Below are 16,918 nucleotides of genomic sequence, written 5' to 3'. Positions count from 1 at the left end.
AGAAAATAAAATTACAACCGCAGACACACATACTAATTAACCCAAATACATCTTATCCTTTATCTTCGTTAATCCCCGTTAATCCGCCTACATCTGCGGTTAAAAAAACTAATTTTAACGGGGTACACAAACAGAAATCGGTCGAGGATTGCGATCGTCAGCAGCATTACCCGCATTGTATCCAACAAGCGTAACTTCTCCTTTCGCATTCATCAGCCAACCTTGCGCCGGAACAACTTCCCGATCGGGGATTTCCCCTTCGTCCTTCTTCCCTCTATCGGTTACATCGGTTAAATCCTCTACATTGCTCGTTGCATTTCTTCCTGCCTCTTCCACCCAAGGAAACGGCGATGCACCGCTGCTGAGGGCTTCATTAGGACTTGGTGGCACTCCTCCTTTCCCAGTAGCTGTAAACTCGCTTTCGGCCCCTTGGATGCAGGGATTTGCAGCAATTAACGCAGCCGGATTCACCACATTTTGTGGCAGTTCCACTAAACCTTGAGCGGGATTCACCCCTGAAGAACTAAATGTAACACTACCTTGCAAAGCCGGGCCGCTACTTTGGGAAATAGCCGCAATATCGCTGGTAGGAACTAAAGAAGTCGGACTTACTTGCAACGCTGCAAATTCAGCATCTGTTAATCCCAAACTCGCTCGCACCTGTTCGCGAGTCACTGATGTAAACCCAAAAACATTGGGGACATTAATATTAACGCGACCACCTTGAGCCGATCGCGCATTGGCTGTGATGTCGCTGTTTTCTTGCGGGAGGGCGACCAGAATATCGCTTTTAATGTTGATATTGCCACCATCAGAAATACTGGCATCAGTTGTAATTCTGCTACCTCGGCGCAACTGAATATCTCGTGTTTCAAGGTTAATATTTGCTCCGGGGCCGGATGCCGTTCTACCGTCAATGCTGCTTTGGTTGTCAAGGGAAATTGCATCTGCTTTGACGTTAATGTTACCAGCCCGTGCTGAACCCAATGCTTGCAGATTTAGAGTTCCCCCATTGCGAAGAATCAATTGCCCGACATTCAGATTCAAGGAACCTCCGTTAGCCGTAGCATTGGGATTTCTAACGCCAGAGGCAATCCCAACGGAAGTTTGAATTTGACTGTTAAATTCACCTTGACCCCCATTACCGATAACCTCTACGCGCCCCGCATCGATCGTAATGCTTCCGGCATCTCCTTTGCCTAAAGATGCAGTAGAAATAACTCCCCCACCCCGAAGAGTCAGTAGGGGTGTAGAAATATTTATACTCCCTCCCCGATTAGCTGCGTTGGCATCAGCGGAGATGAAACTAGGATTCCGACTCCCGTTCGCCAAAACTTCAGAAATACCCTCTATTGTTACTGACTCACTGGCCCTGACTGTCAAAGTACCTCCGCGCCCGCCCGTTGTATTCAACGGTTGGTTGCCCACAACCGATCCGCTAGATAAACCAATTCCGCCTCCTTCAGAGATAATCAACCGCTTCGTGTCGATATTAATGTCCCCAGCTTCCCCATTCAAACCATTCGCAGTTGAGCCGATTAAGTTTGCTACGGGACTTCCAGCGGGAGTACGCAGCACTTCTACTGATTCAGTCGCTTTAATGTTGATATTCCCCGACGATCCTCGAGCGCGGGTAACGCTAATAAAAGCAGAATTATCGCGCACTGTTAAACGTTCTCCCTCAAAGGTGATATTTCCTCCCCTACCCGTACTCCCCAAAAGTGTGCCGCTGTTGATTCCAGAAGCGACCAGATCGAAAATCCCGGCACGGATGCTAATATTTCCGGCGTTGCCAGCACCTAACGTGGTGCTAGTCAATGCGGTTCCGTTTTCTATCAGCAGTTTTCCCGTGTCGATCGTGATGTTTCCGGCATTTCCCATGCCAGCAGTGCCAGAGATCAGAACAATTTGTGGGTCAAAAGGCTTGAATGAGCCAGATACCACATACCTACCACCAAACACTCTATAGGTCTCTAATCCAAGGCCGATCGTTTCTACGGAGTCGGTAGCGCGGATGTCGATCGCGCCTCCGGCACCACTTCCTGCTGTCAGCGTTGAGATTTGCGCTCCACCTTGGGCTAGAAAATTTTGAGCGTTAATATCGATACCCCTACCATCGATATTTCCCAAAGTTAGTGCATAAATTCGCCCACCGTTGAGGTTAACATTTCCACCTCGAATATCGACTTGACCGCCACCTAGTCCACTGGTATTGATTAGTGAGCCTTTGGTTATTTCAATATTACCAAAGTTGGAAATCTTGTCATAGTTTAAACTTAATCCAAATGGCGTTGCACCCAATCCAACCATCCCCGGACTAGCGATGCTACCGAGCAAAATTTGTCCGGTTGATGCAGTGAGTGTTCCCTGATTTAATTCAAGCTCTCCGCCCACTAGGGCAAGAGTTTGTCCGGGCCCAACTCCTAAGCCCATGTTATTGAAAATCTGCGGGATTGCTGGGGGTAATTGTGGTAAAGTCAAGGCTGGTGCTGCTGAATTATTAATAATTTTTCCCGGATTTTCTCTAAAGTTTAAACCGATAGGTATATTGACATTTAAAAGCGGGATTGATTGGGGATTGCTGCTGCTGAATTTAGCGCCATTCTCGAAAACTACGCTATCAGCAGAACTTGCTAAAAATGAACCGCGCAAATCTAACCTCGCATTGGAATCGAAGACAATTCCTTTCGGGTTAATTAAGAATAAATTGCCGTTTCCCAAAACTCCCAAAGTTCCTAAAATATTTGAGGAGTTTGGGCCCGTAACGCGGGTGAATATGTTGGTGATTCCGCTGGGATTGTCAAAATAAGCTCCCCGCCCTTGACGGATGTTAAATTCGCGCAAGCTGTGAAAGAGGTTAACACCGCGAGTTGCACCGCCAGTGATTCTATCAGAGGGTAAGTTGTTGATAGTATCGGGAACTGTGCGCGAACTTTCCGCGCCCAGGGAATTATCGGGGATGATTTGGGCGATCGCGGGGAAAGGACACAGCACTAAGAATGCAAAAAATAGGGCGCAAGATTGGCGCTGCATCTTTTAATTCCTGTTAATTTAGTATGAGGAAAATAGCGACGGGTTAGCTAAAACCTGAACAGTACCTATTGAGGTACGCAAACACCCGTCGGTTTCGGACTGCGAAGAGATGCACCACCACGTGAATTATACGCTAACAGCGTTACTTCTCCTCGATCGTCCATTACCCAACCTTGAGCGGGAATAATTTCTGTTGGTCGAATTTCGAGGGATGGTATGAAGCCTTCTATTTGCTGACTTCCACCTAAAGCTGATTCCACCCAAGGCAACGGCGATAGAGGGCTGCTGAGGGCTTCATTAGGACTGAGTGGCACTCCTCCTTTCCCAGTGACGGTAAATGCGCTCCCGGCCTCTTGTGTGCAGGGATTTGCAGCAATTAACGCAGCCGGATCGACAACATTTTGCGGCAGTTCCACTAAACCTTGAGCAGGATTCACCCCAGAAGAACTAAATGTAACACTACCTTGCAAAGCCGGGCCGCTACTTTGGGAAATCGCCGCAATATCGCTGGTAGGAACTAAAGAAGTCGGACTTACTTGCAACGCTGCAAATTGAGCATCTGTTAATCCCAAACTCGCTCGAACCTGTTCGCGAGTCACTGATGTAAACCCAAAAACATTGGGGACATTAATATTAACCAGACCACCTTGAGCCGATCGCGCATTAGCTGTGATGTCGCTATTTTCGTTGGGGAGAGCAACCAGAATATCGCTTTTAATGTTGATATTGCCACCATCAGAAATACTGGCATCAGTTGTAATTCTGCTCCCTCGGCGCAACTGGATATCCCGTGCTTCGAGGTTAATATTTGCTCCGGCACCGGATGCCGTTCTACCGTCAATGCTGCTTTGGTTGTCAAGGGAAATTGCATCTGCTTTGACGTTAATGTTACCAGCCCGTGCCGAACCCAATGCTTGCAGATTTAGAGTTCCCCCATTGCGAAGAATCAATTGCCCGACATTCAGATTCAAGGAACCTCCGTTAGCCGTAGCATTGAGATTTCTAACACGAGAGACAATGCCCACGGAAGTCTGAATTTGACTGTTAAATTCACCTTGACCCCCATTACCAATAACTTCTACGCGCCCCGCATCGATCGTGAGGCTTCCTGCTTCTCCTTTGCCTAAAGATGCAGTAGAAATAAGTCCTCCATCCCGCAGAATTACTAAAGGTGTAGAAATGTTCATACTCCCTCCCCGAGCAGCAGAATTGGTATCAGCGGAGATGAAACTAGGATTCCGGCTCCCATTCGCCAAAACTCCAGAAATACCCTCTACTCTGACTGACTCAGTAGCTTTAATTGTTAAATTACCTCCTGGCCCCCCAGTTGTATTCAAGGCTTGGTTGCCCACAACCGATCCGCTAGATAAACTAATTCCGCCCCCTTCAGAGATCCTCAACCGCTTGGTGTCGATATTAATGTCTCCGGCTTTCCCATTAATGCTGATTGCGGTTGCACCAATCAAGGTTGCTACGGGACTTCGAGCCGGAGTCCGCAGCACTTCTACTGATTCATTCGCTTTAATGTTGATATTCCCCGATGGTGCTTCACTGCGAGTGGTGCTGATGAGCGCACTGCCATCGCGTACGATAAAACGTTCTCCCTCAAAGGTGATATTTCCTCCCCTACCCGTACTCCCCGCGAGTGTGCCGCTATTGATCCCTGAACCGACCAGATCGAAAACCCTGGCACGGATGGTCATATTTCCGGCGTTGCCAGCACCTAACGTAGCGCTACCCGATACGGTTCCATTGTCGATCAGCAGTTGTCCTGTATCGATTAAGATGTCTCCCGCATCACCCATGCCAGCAGTGCTAGTTTCCAGCAGAATTTGTGGGTCAAAGGGGTTGATTCCTCCAGAGGCTGTATAATTTTTGACAAAGTTTTGAAAGCTCTCAAATCCAATCCCGATCAGTTCTACTGAGTCGGTAGCCCGGATATTGACAGCGCCTCCGGCGCCACTTCCGGCTGTCAGTGTGGAGATTTGCGCTCCACCTTGGGCTAGAAAATTTTGAGCGTTAATATCGATACCCCTACCATCGATATTTCCCAAAGTTAGTGCATAAATTCGCCCGCCGTTGAGGTTAACATTTCCACCTCGAATATCGACTTTACCGCCACCGATTCCACTGGTATTGATTAGTGAGCCGTTGGTTATTTCAATATTACCAAAGTTGGAAATCTTGTCATAGTTTAAACTTAATCCAAATGGCGTTGCCCCCAATCCAACCATTCCGGGACTAGCGACGCTACCGAGCAAAATTTGTCCGGTTGATGCAGTGAGTTTTCCCTGATTTAATTCAATATCTCCCCCCACTAGGGCGAGAGTTTGTCCGGGCCCAACTCCTAAGCCCGTGTTATTGAAAATCTGCGGGATTGCTGGGGGTAATTTTGGTAAATTCAAGGCTGGTGCTGCTGAATTATTAATGATTTTTCCCGGATTTTCTCGAAAGTTTAAACCGAGCGGTATATTGACATTTAACAGCGGTAAGGATTGGGGATTACTGCTGCTAAATTGATAGCCATTCTCGAAAACTACGCTATCAGCAGAACTTGCTAAAAATGAACCGCGCAAATCTAACCTCGCATTGGAACCGAAGACAATTCCTTTGGGATTAAGTAAGAACAAGTTAGCATTCCCTTGTACTCCCAGCACACCTAAAATATTAGAAGGATTGCCACCCGTAACGCGGGTGAAAATATTCGCAATCCCGTTAGGATTAGCAAAATATGCTCCTCGGTCTTCACCTACGTTAAATTCTCGTAAACTGTGAAATAAATTTACTCCGCGAGTTGCACCGCCTTCTATTCTGTCCGATGGTAAATTATTAATCCTGTCGGGAACTGTCCGCGAACTTTCTGCACCCAAGCTGCTATCTGGGATGATTTGGGCGACGGCGGGGAAAGGACACAGCACTAATAATGCACAAAATAGGGCGGAATATTGGCGGAGCATCTTTGAAGTCTGGTTAATTTAATATTAGGAAAATAGCGAAGGGTTAGCTAAAACCTAAAGAGTGCCTATCGAGGTACGCAAACACCCGTCGATTTCGGACTGCGAGTAGAAGCAGCACCACCTGAATTATACGCTACCAGCCTTACTTGTCCTCGATCGTCCATTACCCAACCTTGAGCGGGCATAATTTCTGTTGGCCCAATTTCTATGGATGCTCTTTCGCTTTCTACTTGCTGGCTTTCACCTAAAGCTGATTCCACCCAAGGAAACGGCGCTGCTGCGCTGCTGAGGGCATCATTAGGACTCGGTGGCACTCCTCCTTTCCCAGTCACAGTAAACTCGTTTCCTCCCCCTTCTATGCAGGGATTAGCAGCAATTAAGGTGCTGGGATCGACTACATTTTGCTCTAATTCTACTAACCCTTGAGCGGGATTTACCCCAGTAGTGCTAAACGTTACTGCTCCTTGCAAAGCCGGGCCGCTACTTTGGGAAATCGCCGCAATATCGCTGGTAGGAATTAGAGAAGTCGGACTTACTTGCAACGCTGCAAATTCAGCATCACTCAGTCCTAAACTACTCCTGGCTTGTTCGCGGTTAAGGCTTGTAAAGCCAAAGAGAGTTGGTACATTGACCGTAACTTGTCCGCCCCTAGCTGTGCGAGCATTAGCTGTAATATCACTGTTCTCTCGCGGTAAAGCTACCAAAAGTTCGCTATTGATTTTGATATTACCGCCCTCAGAAATACCTGCATCTGTGGTGATTCTACTGCCGCGCCGCAACTGAATGTCTTGCGCTTGAAGGTTAATATTTGCCCCTGTACCTGAGACAGTCGTGCCATCAATTACGCTTTTATTATCCAGGGAAATTGAGTTAGCTACAACGTTAATATTCCCAGCCCTACCTGTTCCTGAAGATTGAACATTAACCACTGCACTATCCCGAAGAATCAATTGATTAGCATTCAAATTCAACGAGCCTGCATTTCCGCTAGCAGTGGAATTGACAGCATTAAACGCCCTACCAGCCGAGGCCTCAATTCCACTTCTCAACCGACTGTTACTCCCAATACCTTGCACTTGTAAGCGATCGGCATTAATTGTAATATCTCCTGCATCTGCTATACCCAAAGAAGCCGCAGAAATAACGCCGCCATTCTGCACAGTTAGTTTAGGTGTTGAGAGGCGGATATCTCCACCTCTACCAGAACTTGCAGTTTGAGTAACAAAAGAACTTGCTACATAGCCCGCATTCCCCAAAAATCTTGACTCGCCGCTCACTTCTATAGACTCGGAGGCTCTCACAGTTAAATTTCCTCCCGTCCCCCCACTTGTAGAAAACACGAGTTGGCCAAAAATCGCACCCGTCGTTAAACTAATTGTGGCTCCATTAGAAACACTCAGCCGCTTAGTGTCGATGCTAATATCCCCACCTTTTCCATTCCCCTCAAAAGTATTAGTGCCGAGCCGAGTTTGCCCTAGACCTCCAGGAAGACTACCCGATAATTCCACAGATTCACTCGCTTTAATCGCGATATTTCCCGATGCTCCATCACTAAGGCTGAAGCTGGCAAACGCACCGCCATCGCGCAGTATTAACCGTTGGGCTTCAACAGTGATGTTTCCGCCTTGACCAGTGCTTTGGTTCGTTGTTCCGTTATAGAGTGTTGAACTGACGAGATCGATGGTGTTGGCGCGGACAGTCAAATTTCCGCCATTCCCAGCACCAAAGGTGGGGGCACCGGCCACTACCCCATTGCTCATCAACAGCCGTCCGGCTTCAATGTTAATATCTCCGGCTGCTCCACTGCCAATAGCGCTAGTGAACAGAACGATTTGCGAAATAAAGGGGTTGCCTGTTCCAGATGTCTGAAAATTTTCTGTAAGCTGCTGATAGCCCTCAATTCCCAACCCGATCATTTCTACTGAGTCAGTAGCGCGGATGTTGATATCGCTCCCTTTCCCCTCTCCCAGGGTCGTGGTGAAAATTTGCGCCCCCCCCTCTAATCGTAAGTTTTGGGCATTGATGTCAATGCCTCTGCCCTCCATATTTCCTAGTGTCAGTCCATAAATTCCTGAACCGTTAAGAGTGACATTTGAACCCCTGATGTCAACTTTCCCTCCTCCTAATCCGCTGGTATTGAGCGACGCACCGTTCATTTCAATATTGCCGAAGTTCTGAATATTACCATAGTTTAAATTCAGACCTAATGCGGTTGGTTCAAATTGCACTAAACCGGGACTTTTGATACTTCCCAGAAGGATTTGTCCGGTACTGGCGGTAGCAATTCCCCCGTTGAATTGGATATCTCCTCCTACTAGCGCTAAGGTTTGACCGGGGTCTACTGCTAAACCAATTTTATTAAAAATTGGTAATGGTAGGGGAAGGTCAGGGGGTGATGGGTTAGCAGCAATTGATTGGTTAATAATTGTACCAGACTTTTCTCGGAATCTCAAACCCACAGGAATATTAATCGCTAATAATGGCACTGCATTAGAATTGGCAGCGCTAAATTCAAAGCCATTATCAAAGAGAACGCCGCTAGCTGTAGAACCGATAAATGAGCCGCGTAAATCTAACCTCGCATTGGGACCAAATACAATTCCTTTGGGATTAAGTAAAAATAAGTTAGCACTGCCTTGAACTCCCAACACGCCTAAAATATTGGAAGGATTGCCACCCGTAACGCGGGTGAAAATATTCGCAATCCCGTTAGGATTCGCAAAATATGCTCCCCGCCCTTGACGGATGTTAAATTCTCGTAAACTGTGAAATAAATTGACACCGCGAGTTGCACCGCCTTCTATTCTATCTGAGGGTAAATTGTTAATAGTTGCGGGTGCTGTGCGCGAACTTTCTGCACCCAAGCTGCTGTCTGGGATGATTTGGGCGATCGCAGGGAAAGGAAACAGTAGTAAGAAAGCAAAAATTAGGGCTGAAGATTGGCGGGGCATACTTGGAATCCTGTTAATTTGGTATGGAAAAAACGAGCGCGCAGATCAAACCTGAAGAGTACCTATCGAGGTACGCAAACACCCGTCGATTTCGGACTGCGAAGAGATGCACCACCACGTGAATTATACGCTAACAGCGTTACTTCTCCTCGATCGTCCATAACCCAACCTTGAGCCGGAATAATTTCTGTTGGCCGAACTTCTAGGGATACTCTTTCGCCTTCTACTTGCTGACTTCCACCTAAGGCTGGTTCCACCCAAGGAAACGGCACTGCTGCGCTGCTGAGGGCATCATTAGGACTCGGTGGCACTCCTCCTTTCCCAGTAACAGTAAACTCGTTTTCTGCCCCTTCTATGCAGGGATTAGCAGCAATTAAGGTGCTGGGATCGACTATATTTTGCTCTAATTCTACTAACCCTTGAGCGGGATTTACCCCAGTAGTGCTAAACGTTACTGCTCCTTGTAAAGCTGGGCCAGCCTGTTGAGAAATAGCTGCAATATCGCTAGTGGGAAGTAAAGAAGTTGGATTCACTTGTAAAGCGGCAAATCCAGAATCAGTTAGCCCTAAACTACTTCTGGCTTGTTCCCGTGTCACTGTTGTAAAACCAAAAACATTCGGGACATTTACTGTAACTTGACCGCCCATAGCAGTACGCGCATTAGCTGTAATATCGTTATTTTCATTGGGTAAAGTAGCCAAAATATCGCTATTAATTCTGATATTTCCCCCGTCAGAAATCCCTGCATCCGTTGTAATTCTGCTGCCGCGCCGTAACTGGATATCTTGCGACCTAATATTAATATTTCCCCCACCGCCAGATTCAGTTGTACCATCAATACTCGCTTTGTTATCCAAAGCAATTGAGTTAGCTACAACATTAATATTTCCAGCCCTTCCCCTTCCTAAAGACTGAACACTAACCGTTGCTCCATCCCGGATACTCAATCGATTTACATTCAAATTTAATGAACCCGCGTTCCCCGTAGCGTTGGGATTGACAATAAGAGAAAAGCTGCCAGCCGAAGCCTCAATTCTACTTGCGAAACGACCGTTACTCCCCGCACCTTTAAGTTCTATGCGATCGGCATCAATAGTAATATTTCCGGCATCTACTGCACCCAAAGAAGCCGCAGAAATAATTCCCCCATTCCGCAGAGCGAGCATCGGTGTAGAGAGGTGGATATCTCCACCCCGACCAGAACTTGAAGTTTGAGTAGCCAGAGCACTCGCTCCGAATCCTACATTTCTCAAAACTCCAGATACCCCGCTCACTTCGATAGACTCGGAAGCTCTCACAGTTAAATTTCCTCCTAGACCTCCATTTCTAGAAAACACGACTTGCCCAACAACCGCACCCGTTGATAAACTAATTGAGGCTCCATCAGAAACACTTAGCCGCTTAGTGTCGATGGTAATATCCCCGGATTTACCATTGCCATCAAAAGAGTTTGTACCGATACGAGTTTGCGCGGCACTTCCAGAAATACCCCCCGACAATTCTACAGATTCAGTTGTTTTAATCGTGATATTTCCTGATGCTCCATCGCTGCGGCTGATGCTAACTAAACCACCAGCATCGCGTATAATTAACCGTTGGGCATCAATATTGATATTGCCGCCCGAGCCGGTACTTTTCTTAGTTGTTCCATTATTGATTGCTGAACTAACGATCTCGAAGGTGTTAGCGCGGACAGTCAGATTTCCCCCATTTCCAGCACCCAGGGTGGCGGTACCGCCTACTACCCCATCACGCAACAGCAGCCGTCCGGTATCGATGTTAACCTCTCCAGAAGTTCCACTGCCCAAAGTACCACTATTAATTACAATTTGGGGGTCAAAGGGGTTGAGGGTTCCAGATAATATATATTGGCTATAAAATCGCTGATAGCCTCCTATCCCCAACCCAATCATTTCTACTGAGTCAGTAGCGCGGATATTCATATTACTCCCGTTTCCATCTCCCAAGGTTGAAGTAAGAATTTGTCCTCCTTTATCTACTCGTAAATTGTGAGCGTTGATGTCAATCCCTCTACCATCAATATTTCCCAATGTTAGGCTATAAATTCCCGAACTACTGACGGTGACATTTCCACCTCTGATGTCAATTTTTCCACCTCCTAATCCGCTGGTATTGATGGACGCACCGTTCATTTCAATATTGCCAAAGTTCTGAATATTGTCATAGCTTAAATTTAAACCTAAAGCTGTTGGTTCAAATTGCACTAAACCTGGACTTTTCACACTTCCCAGTAATATTTGTCCGGTATAAGCTGTTAAATTTCCGCCTTGTAGTTGAATGTCACCGCCAATTAATGCTAAAGTTTGACCGGGGTCTACAGCTAAACCAAGTTTGTTAGAAACAGGAATTTCTACGGGCAATGGCGGTAAGGTTGGTGTGGGGCCAATTGCTTGGGAAGAGTTGACAATTGTACCGGGATTGTCTCGAAATATTAAACCCACAGGAATATTAATCGCTAACAATGGCACTGTATTAGCATCGGTCGCACTAAATTCAAAGCCATTATCAAAGAGAACGCCGCTACCAGTTGAACCGATAAACGATCCGCGCAAATCTAACCGCGCATTGGGACCGAAGACAATCCCTTTTGGGTTAATTAAAAACAAGTTACTGTTGCCTAAAACTCCCAGAGTTCCTAAAATATTAGAAGGGTTGCCGCCCGTAACGCGGGTGAAGATGTTGGTGATTCCGCTGGGATTTTCAAAATAAGCTCCCCGCCCTTGACGGATGTTAAATTCGCGCAAGCTGTGAAAGAGGTTAACGCCGCGAGTTGCACCGCCAGTGATTCTATCAGAGGGTAAGTTATTAATAGTATCGGTCACTGTCCGCGAACTTTCAGCACCCAAGCTGCTGTCTGGGATGATTTGGGCGATCGCAGGGAAAGGAAACAGTAGTAAGAATGCAAAAAATAGGGCGCAAGATTGGCGGGGCATCTTTTAAGTCTGGTTAATTTAGTATTAGGCAAATAGCGACGGGTTAGCTAAAACCTGAAGAGTACCTATCGAGGTACGCAAACACCCGTCGGTTTCGGACGGAGAATAGATGCACCACCACCAGAATTATAGGCTACCAGCCTTACTTGTCCTCGATCGTCCATTACCCAACCTTGAGCGGGCATAATTTCTGTTGGCTGAACTTCTATGGATGCTCTGTGGTCTTCTATTTGCTGACTTCCACCTACCGGTGGTTCCACCCAACTAAACTGGCTAAAATTGCTGCTGAGGGCATCGTGAGGACTCGGTGGCAATCCCCCCCGCCCAGTCACAGTAAACTCGTTCTCGGCCCCTTGGATGCAGGGATTTGCAGCAATTAACGCAGCCGGATTCACCAAATTTTGTGGCAGTTCCACTAAACCTTGAGCAGGATTCACTCCAAAAGAACTAAATGTTACCGCCCCTTGCAAAGCCGGGCCGCCACTTTGGGAAATCGCGGCGATGTCGCTGCTGGGAAGCAGAGATGTAGGACTTACTTGCAACGCTGCAAATTCTGTGTCACTGAGCTCCAACCTGCTTCTGACTTGTTCGCGACTGGCTGCTGTAAAGCCGAAGACATTGGGGACATTGATATTCACGCGGCCGCCGCCCGCTGTGCGGGCGTTGGCTGTAATGTCGCTGTTTTCTTGCGGGAGGGCGACAAGAATGTCGCTGTTGATGTTGATATTGCCGCCGTCTGAACTGCCTGCATCGGTGGTAATTCGGCTGTTGCGGCGCAATTGGATCGATCGCGCTTGCAGGTTAATATTTGCTCCTGTACCGGATATAGTCGTGCCGTCAATACTGCTTTTATTGTCAAGGTCGATCGAATTTGCGACAATATTGATATTACCAGCGCGTCCGGTTCCCGTAGCCTGCACGGTCACTGTAGCTCCATCTCTGACAATTAGTCGATCGGCATTCAGATTCAACGAACCGGCATTTGCCGTAGCATTGGGATTAGTACCAAATATCTTGCCCACCGAAGCATCAATTGTACTGAGAAACAGACCGTTATTTCCGCTGCCGCTGACCTCAATGCGATCGGCATTAACAGTAATATTCCCCACATCTCCTACACCCAAAGAACTCGTAGAAACTACCCCCCCATCCCGCACGGTTAGGCTTGGCGTATCAATGCGAATATCCCCGCCCCGACTAGAGCTCAAAGTTCCAGAACTCAGCGCACTAGCACTCTGAATTCCGCTGCTCAAAAGTTGAGAAATGCCTGAAATTTCTACTGATTCAGTAGCCCTAACTGTTAAATTTCCAGCAGGCCCGCCCTCCTGAGAAAACAAAAACCTGCCAATTAACACACCCGATCCTACTGTAAACGCAGAACCCGCAGAGAGAGTCAAGCGCTTGGTATCAACGTTAATATTCCCCGCCCTTCCGTTAGATCCGATACTCAGCGTGCTAATTCCGGTGGACACAACTGTGGTCGGGCCGCTGTTAGACAATTCTACTGATTCAGCAGCATTAATGTTAATATTCCCCGAGGGGCCGCTGCTGTAGCTCGTCGTACCGAGAATAGAACCGTCGCGCATAATTAATTTCGCGACATCAACACTAATGCTTCCTCCCGCACCGCTACTTTCTTTAGCTGTGCCGTTGTTAATTCCAGAACCCACCATCTCAAAAGTATTGGCGCGAATGATTAAATTGCCGCCATTTCCACCGTCAAAAGCGATGCCGCTACCTACTACCCCATTGTTGAAGAGCAGGCGGCCGGTGTCGATCGTAATATTCCCCCCCGAACCAGCGCCAGCACTAGCATTAAACAGCACAAATAGGGGGTCAAACGGGTCTGTAGTTCCCGATACCAAATATTTAATTGCAACCTGTTGATAGCCCTCAACTCCCAGCCCGCTCATTTCTACTGAATCAGCAGCCCGGAAGTTGATATTACCTCCTGCACCATCTCCTAGAGTCAGGGTAGAAAATTGCGATCCGTTTTCCACTCGCAACTTTTGAGCGCTGATATCGATACCTCTACCATCAATATTTCCCAGTGTCAGCGCATAAATTCGCGCACCGCTGAGGGTGACATTTCCACCTTTTAACTCTACTCTACCGCCACCGATTCCGCTGGTGTTGATGAGTGTTCCATCGGCTATTTGAATATTGCCGAAGTTCTGAATATTGTCATAATTTAAAGTTAAATTTCCCTTTTCCCCCGCTGTCAGTGCGAAATTAACTAAACCGGGGCTGGCTGCGCTACCGAGTAAAATTTGTCCGCTGCTGGCGGTTAAATTGCCGCCTTGGAGTTGGATGTCGCCGCCAATGAGTGCTAAAGTTTGACCTGGTTCTACTGCTAAACCAACTCGATCGCTAATCGGAATGGGAACAGGAGAGGCTGGGAGGTTTACTTTGCCTAAAGCCGTGGAACGGTTGACAATTGCACCCGGATTTTCCCGAAATCTTAAACCAACGGGAATATTAACTGTTAACAGTGCAGATGTTTGCGGGTTGGTGCTGCTGAATTCAAAGCCGTTATTAAACACAATACTGTCGGCGGTTGAACCAATAAACGAACCGCGCAAATCTAACCGCGCATTCGGTCCGAAGACAATTCCTTTCGGGTTAATTAAAAATAAGTTGCCGTTGCCTAAAACTCCCAGAGTTCCTAAAATATTAGAAGGGTTGCCGCCTGTAACGCGGGTGAAGATGTTGGAAATTCCGCTGGGATTTTCAAAATAAGCTCCGCGCCCTTCACGGATGTTAAATTCGCGCCAACTGTGAAAGAGGTTAACGCCGCGAGTTGCACCGCCAGTGATTCTATCTGAGGGTAAATTGTTGATAGTATCGGGAACTGTCCGCGAACTTTCCGGGCCCAGTGTATTATCAGGGATAATTTGGGCGAAGGTTTTCGAGGGAAATAGCAACAGGAAAGCAAAAAGTAGGGCGGAAGACAAGCGAGACATAGCTTAAATCCTGTTATATAAATAATATCGTTTCCGCTTCCATCAGAATTATATATTTGGATCGTATCAGTGCGAGCGTCCCCGCTCGCGATACAAGTAGCGAGCGAGGATACTCGCACTACATAATTCCGATGCTACGGGATTTGAGATCGCAGCTTGAATCCACTCATAGGACTGTCCAAATTGCACCACTCAAGATCCGTCAGTTAAGCGCTGAGTTAAGGCGATCGCGAAAACCATTCGCAGGCTACACCAACCCCCCTAACGCTCTCAACAATGTCGCTTTTTGAGCGTTCGTCAATCCCGTTGCGTCTTGAATATTCATGCCTTCATAGAGCGAATCGCCCATCAACGTCTTAATATAACGTCCGGTTGCGACATCGCACAGCTTAATCGTGCGATCGAGACCGCCACTTAATAAAATTTGACGGTCAGCGCTAAAGATAACTGATATCAATTCCGATTGCACCTAAATAATATAGAGGACACGGCGCCGTGCTGTTTCCATACCGCTATTAATTGTAGGGATACGGCACTGCCGTCTCGAAAGCTGTGGGTAATATTAATTTCGATGCTAATCGTATTAAAAACAAGATTGACAACCTTGCCAGCTCCGCAGCCCTAGGCTAAGATTTTGTAAAGGTCGAGAACACAATCACGATAATTCCAACTATGAACTACCAAAACCACATCACGATTGAACCAAATAAACGCGGTGGTAGGCCTTGTGTACGCGGCTTGCGAATTACGGTTTATGAAGTGCTTGAGTACCTGGCTTCCGATATGACCGAAGCAGAAATTCTCGATGATTTTCCCGATTTGACGCGAGAAGATTTAAAAGCCTGCATAGCTTATGCTGCTGACCGTGAGCGTCGGTTTATGACCGCGACCTTATCCGCATGAAATTACTTTTTGATGAAAACTTGTCGCCCAAGTTACCGAACAGTTTGAGCGATATTTTCCCAAATTCGCTTCACGTTCGAGATGTGGGCATGAAATCAACGATCGACCCAGTAGTTTGGGATTATGCATTCATACAATAATTTGATGATTGTCTCGAAAGACGCGGATCTGCACGATCTGAGCTTAGTATTTGGGAATCCACCGAAAGTTATTTGGCTTCGCCTTGGAAACTGTTCGACATTGCAAGCTGAAAATTTGCTACGTCGGGATTTTAACGCAATTAAATTATTTTATGAAAACGAGAATTTATCGCTGCTTGCTTTATCATAATGCACCGATGGCTTTGGGCCTCTTTCCACGGTTTTTACCAATGGAGAAAACAGAATGGCGATCACCCGATCTGCTGTTTTTCAAGTGTTCACGAGAATAAATCTTGTTGATTCTCGTGAGAGAACACCTAGAATGAAGTAAATACGTCTGATCGCACCTTGACAGGGCTGGCAATTCCTAGGCTGTAGTGTTGGTCATCGATCCAGTTTAGTGGACGATCACCCATATGTTGTAGAGACTTAGACCGCGAATACAGTCGATCGGCTTACGCATTAACCTGACATTTTATAGGTTTTTTTATTTTTATCTATTGACAATGTCAGGTTAATGCTCTAAATTGAGGGTGTAAGCAAACTCCTATTTTTGGAGCACGGAACATGGCTGATGGAGATATTTTCCGCAATGGGCTTGGGTACTATAAAAAGCTATATGAGTCGCTCTGTGAGGGGAAAGCGAGTATCGATGAGTGTACTCGGATGGCGATCTCAGCACTGAAGCAAGATATTCAAAAAAAAGGCAATCTACCAATTGTTCTTGCCCAACAGATGGGTGAAAGGTTGTCCCAGGTTATTGACATCGCGGGCGCGAATAACTCTGTTGACTGGGGTATTGCGAATAGGGAAATAGAAAAAATACTTCAAGTTAATGAAAGGCATGACGTTAAAGAGCTTATTCTTTGCGCTGGAAAGACTTTCCTACATGAGCTTAGGTATGGCAACGATCGAGGATTAACTGCTATAGCGATCGCAAATCATTCATAAATCGATCGAGGGTTCGATCGATCATTAGTTTCATGAGAATGTTGGCTCAAAATCACCAAACTTATG

Annotated in this window: 10 protein-coding genes; 4 read left to right on the top strand and 6 right to left on the bottom strand. The window is 46.8% G+C overall.

All coding sequences use genetic code 11. The features are described from left to right. Positions 1-114: 114 nt before the first annotated feature. The 6 genes from E5S67_RS19110 to E5S67_RS19085 all read right to left on the bottom strand — a co-directional run bounded on the left by E5S67_RS19110 (position 115) and on the right by E5S67_RS19085 (position 15,315). A complete protein-coding gene (locus E5S67_RS19110; protein WP_172189902.1) occupies positions 115-3,033 on the bottom strand; it encodes a two-partner secretion domain-containing protein in 2,919 nt (972 codons plus the stop codon). A gap of 65 nt (positions 3,034-3,098) precedes the next feature. Then, positions 3,099-5,990 (bottom strand): two-partner secretion domain-containing protein, encoded by a 2,892-nt coding sequence (locus tag E5S67_RS19105; protein WP_172189900.1) that lies wholly within the window; start codon positions 5,988-5,990, stop codon positions 3,099-3,101. 65 nt (positions 5,991-6,055) lie between these two features. Then, positions 6,056-8,941 (bottom strand): two-partner secretion domain-containing protein, encoded by a 2,886-nt coding sequence (locus E5S67_RS19100; RefSeq protein ID WP_172189898.1) that lies wholly within the window; start codon positions 8,939-8,941, stop codon positions 6,056-6,058. Positions 8,942-9,003: 62 nt separating this feature from the next. Beyond that, the gene (locus tag E5S67_RS19095; RefSeq protein WP_172189896.1) at positions 9,004-11,895 is read right to left on the bottom strand and encodes a two-partner secretion domain-containing protein; all 2,892 of its coding nucleotides are present in this window, start codon (positions 11,893-11,895) and stop codon (positions 9,004-9,006) included. A gap of 65 nt (positions 11,896-11,960) precedes the next feature. Next, positions 11,961-14,858, bottom strand: coding sequence for a two-partner secretion domain-containing protein (locus E5S67_RS19090; protein WP_172189894.1), 2,898 nt, complete (start codon positions 14,856-14,858; stop codon positions 11,961-11,963). A gap of 247 nt (positions 14,859-15,105) precedes the next feature. Next, positions 15,106-15,315 carry a hypothetical protein gene (locus tag E5S67_RS19085; protein ID WP_172189892.1) on the bottom strand — a complete coding sequence of 70 codons (210 nt, stop codon included), beginning with the start codon at positions 15,313-15,315 and terminating at the stop codon, positions 15,106-15,108. A 215-nt stretch (positions 15,316-15,530) separates the two neighbouring features. Here E5S67_RS19085 and E5S67_RS19080 point away from each other — a divergent pair, with 215 nt between their 5' ends. The 4 genes from E5S67_RS19080 (at position 15,531) to E5S67_RS19070 (ending at position 16,852) form a co-directional block, all read left to right on the top strand. Further along, positions 15,531-15,761, top strand: a complete 231-nt coding sequence (locus E5S67_RS19080) for a DUF433 domain-containing protein (RefSeq protein WP_172189890.1) — start codon at positions 15,531-15,533, stop codon at positions 15,759-15,761. After that, entirely contained in the window at positions 15,758-15,901 is a 144-nt protein-coding gene (locus E5S67_RS34080) for a DUF5615 family PIN-like protein (RefSeq protein WP_281363557.1), read from the top strand. The genes E5S67_RS19080 and E5S67_RS34080 overlap by 4 nt, the downstream gene beginning before the upstream one ends. Next, positions 15,885-16,091 (top strand): DUF5615 family PIN-like protein, encoded by a 207-nt coding sequence (locus tag E5S67_RS34485; protein ID WP_339382920.1) that lies wholly within the window; start codon positions 15,885-15,887, stop codon positions 16,089-16,091. The genes E5S67_RS34080 and E5S67_RS34485 overlap by 17 nt, the downstream gene beginning before the upstream one ends. Before the next feature lie 377 nt (positions 16,092-16,468). Continuing rightward, entirely contained in the window at positions 16,469-16,852 is a 384-nt protein-coding gene (locus E5S67_RS19070; RefSeq protein WP_172189888.1) for a hypothetical protein, read from the top strand. Positions 16,853-16,918 lie beyond the last annotated feature (66 nt).

The organism is Microcoleus asticus IPMA8 (assembly GCF_013179805.1).
GTDB lineage: Bacteria > Cyanobacteriota > Cyanobacteriia > Cyanobacteriales > Microcoleaceae > Microcoleus > Microcoleus asticus.
Note: the sequence above shows the minus strand (reverse complement) of the source record. Positions and strands in the feature narration are given on the sequence as shown.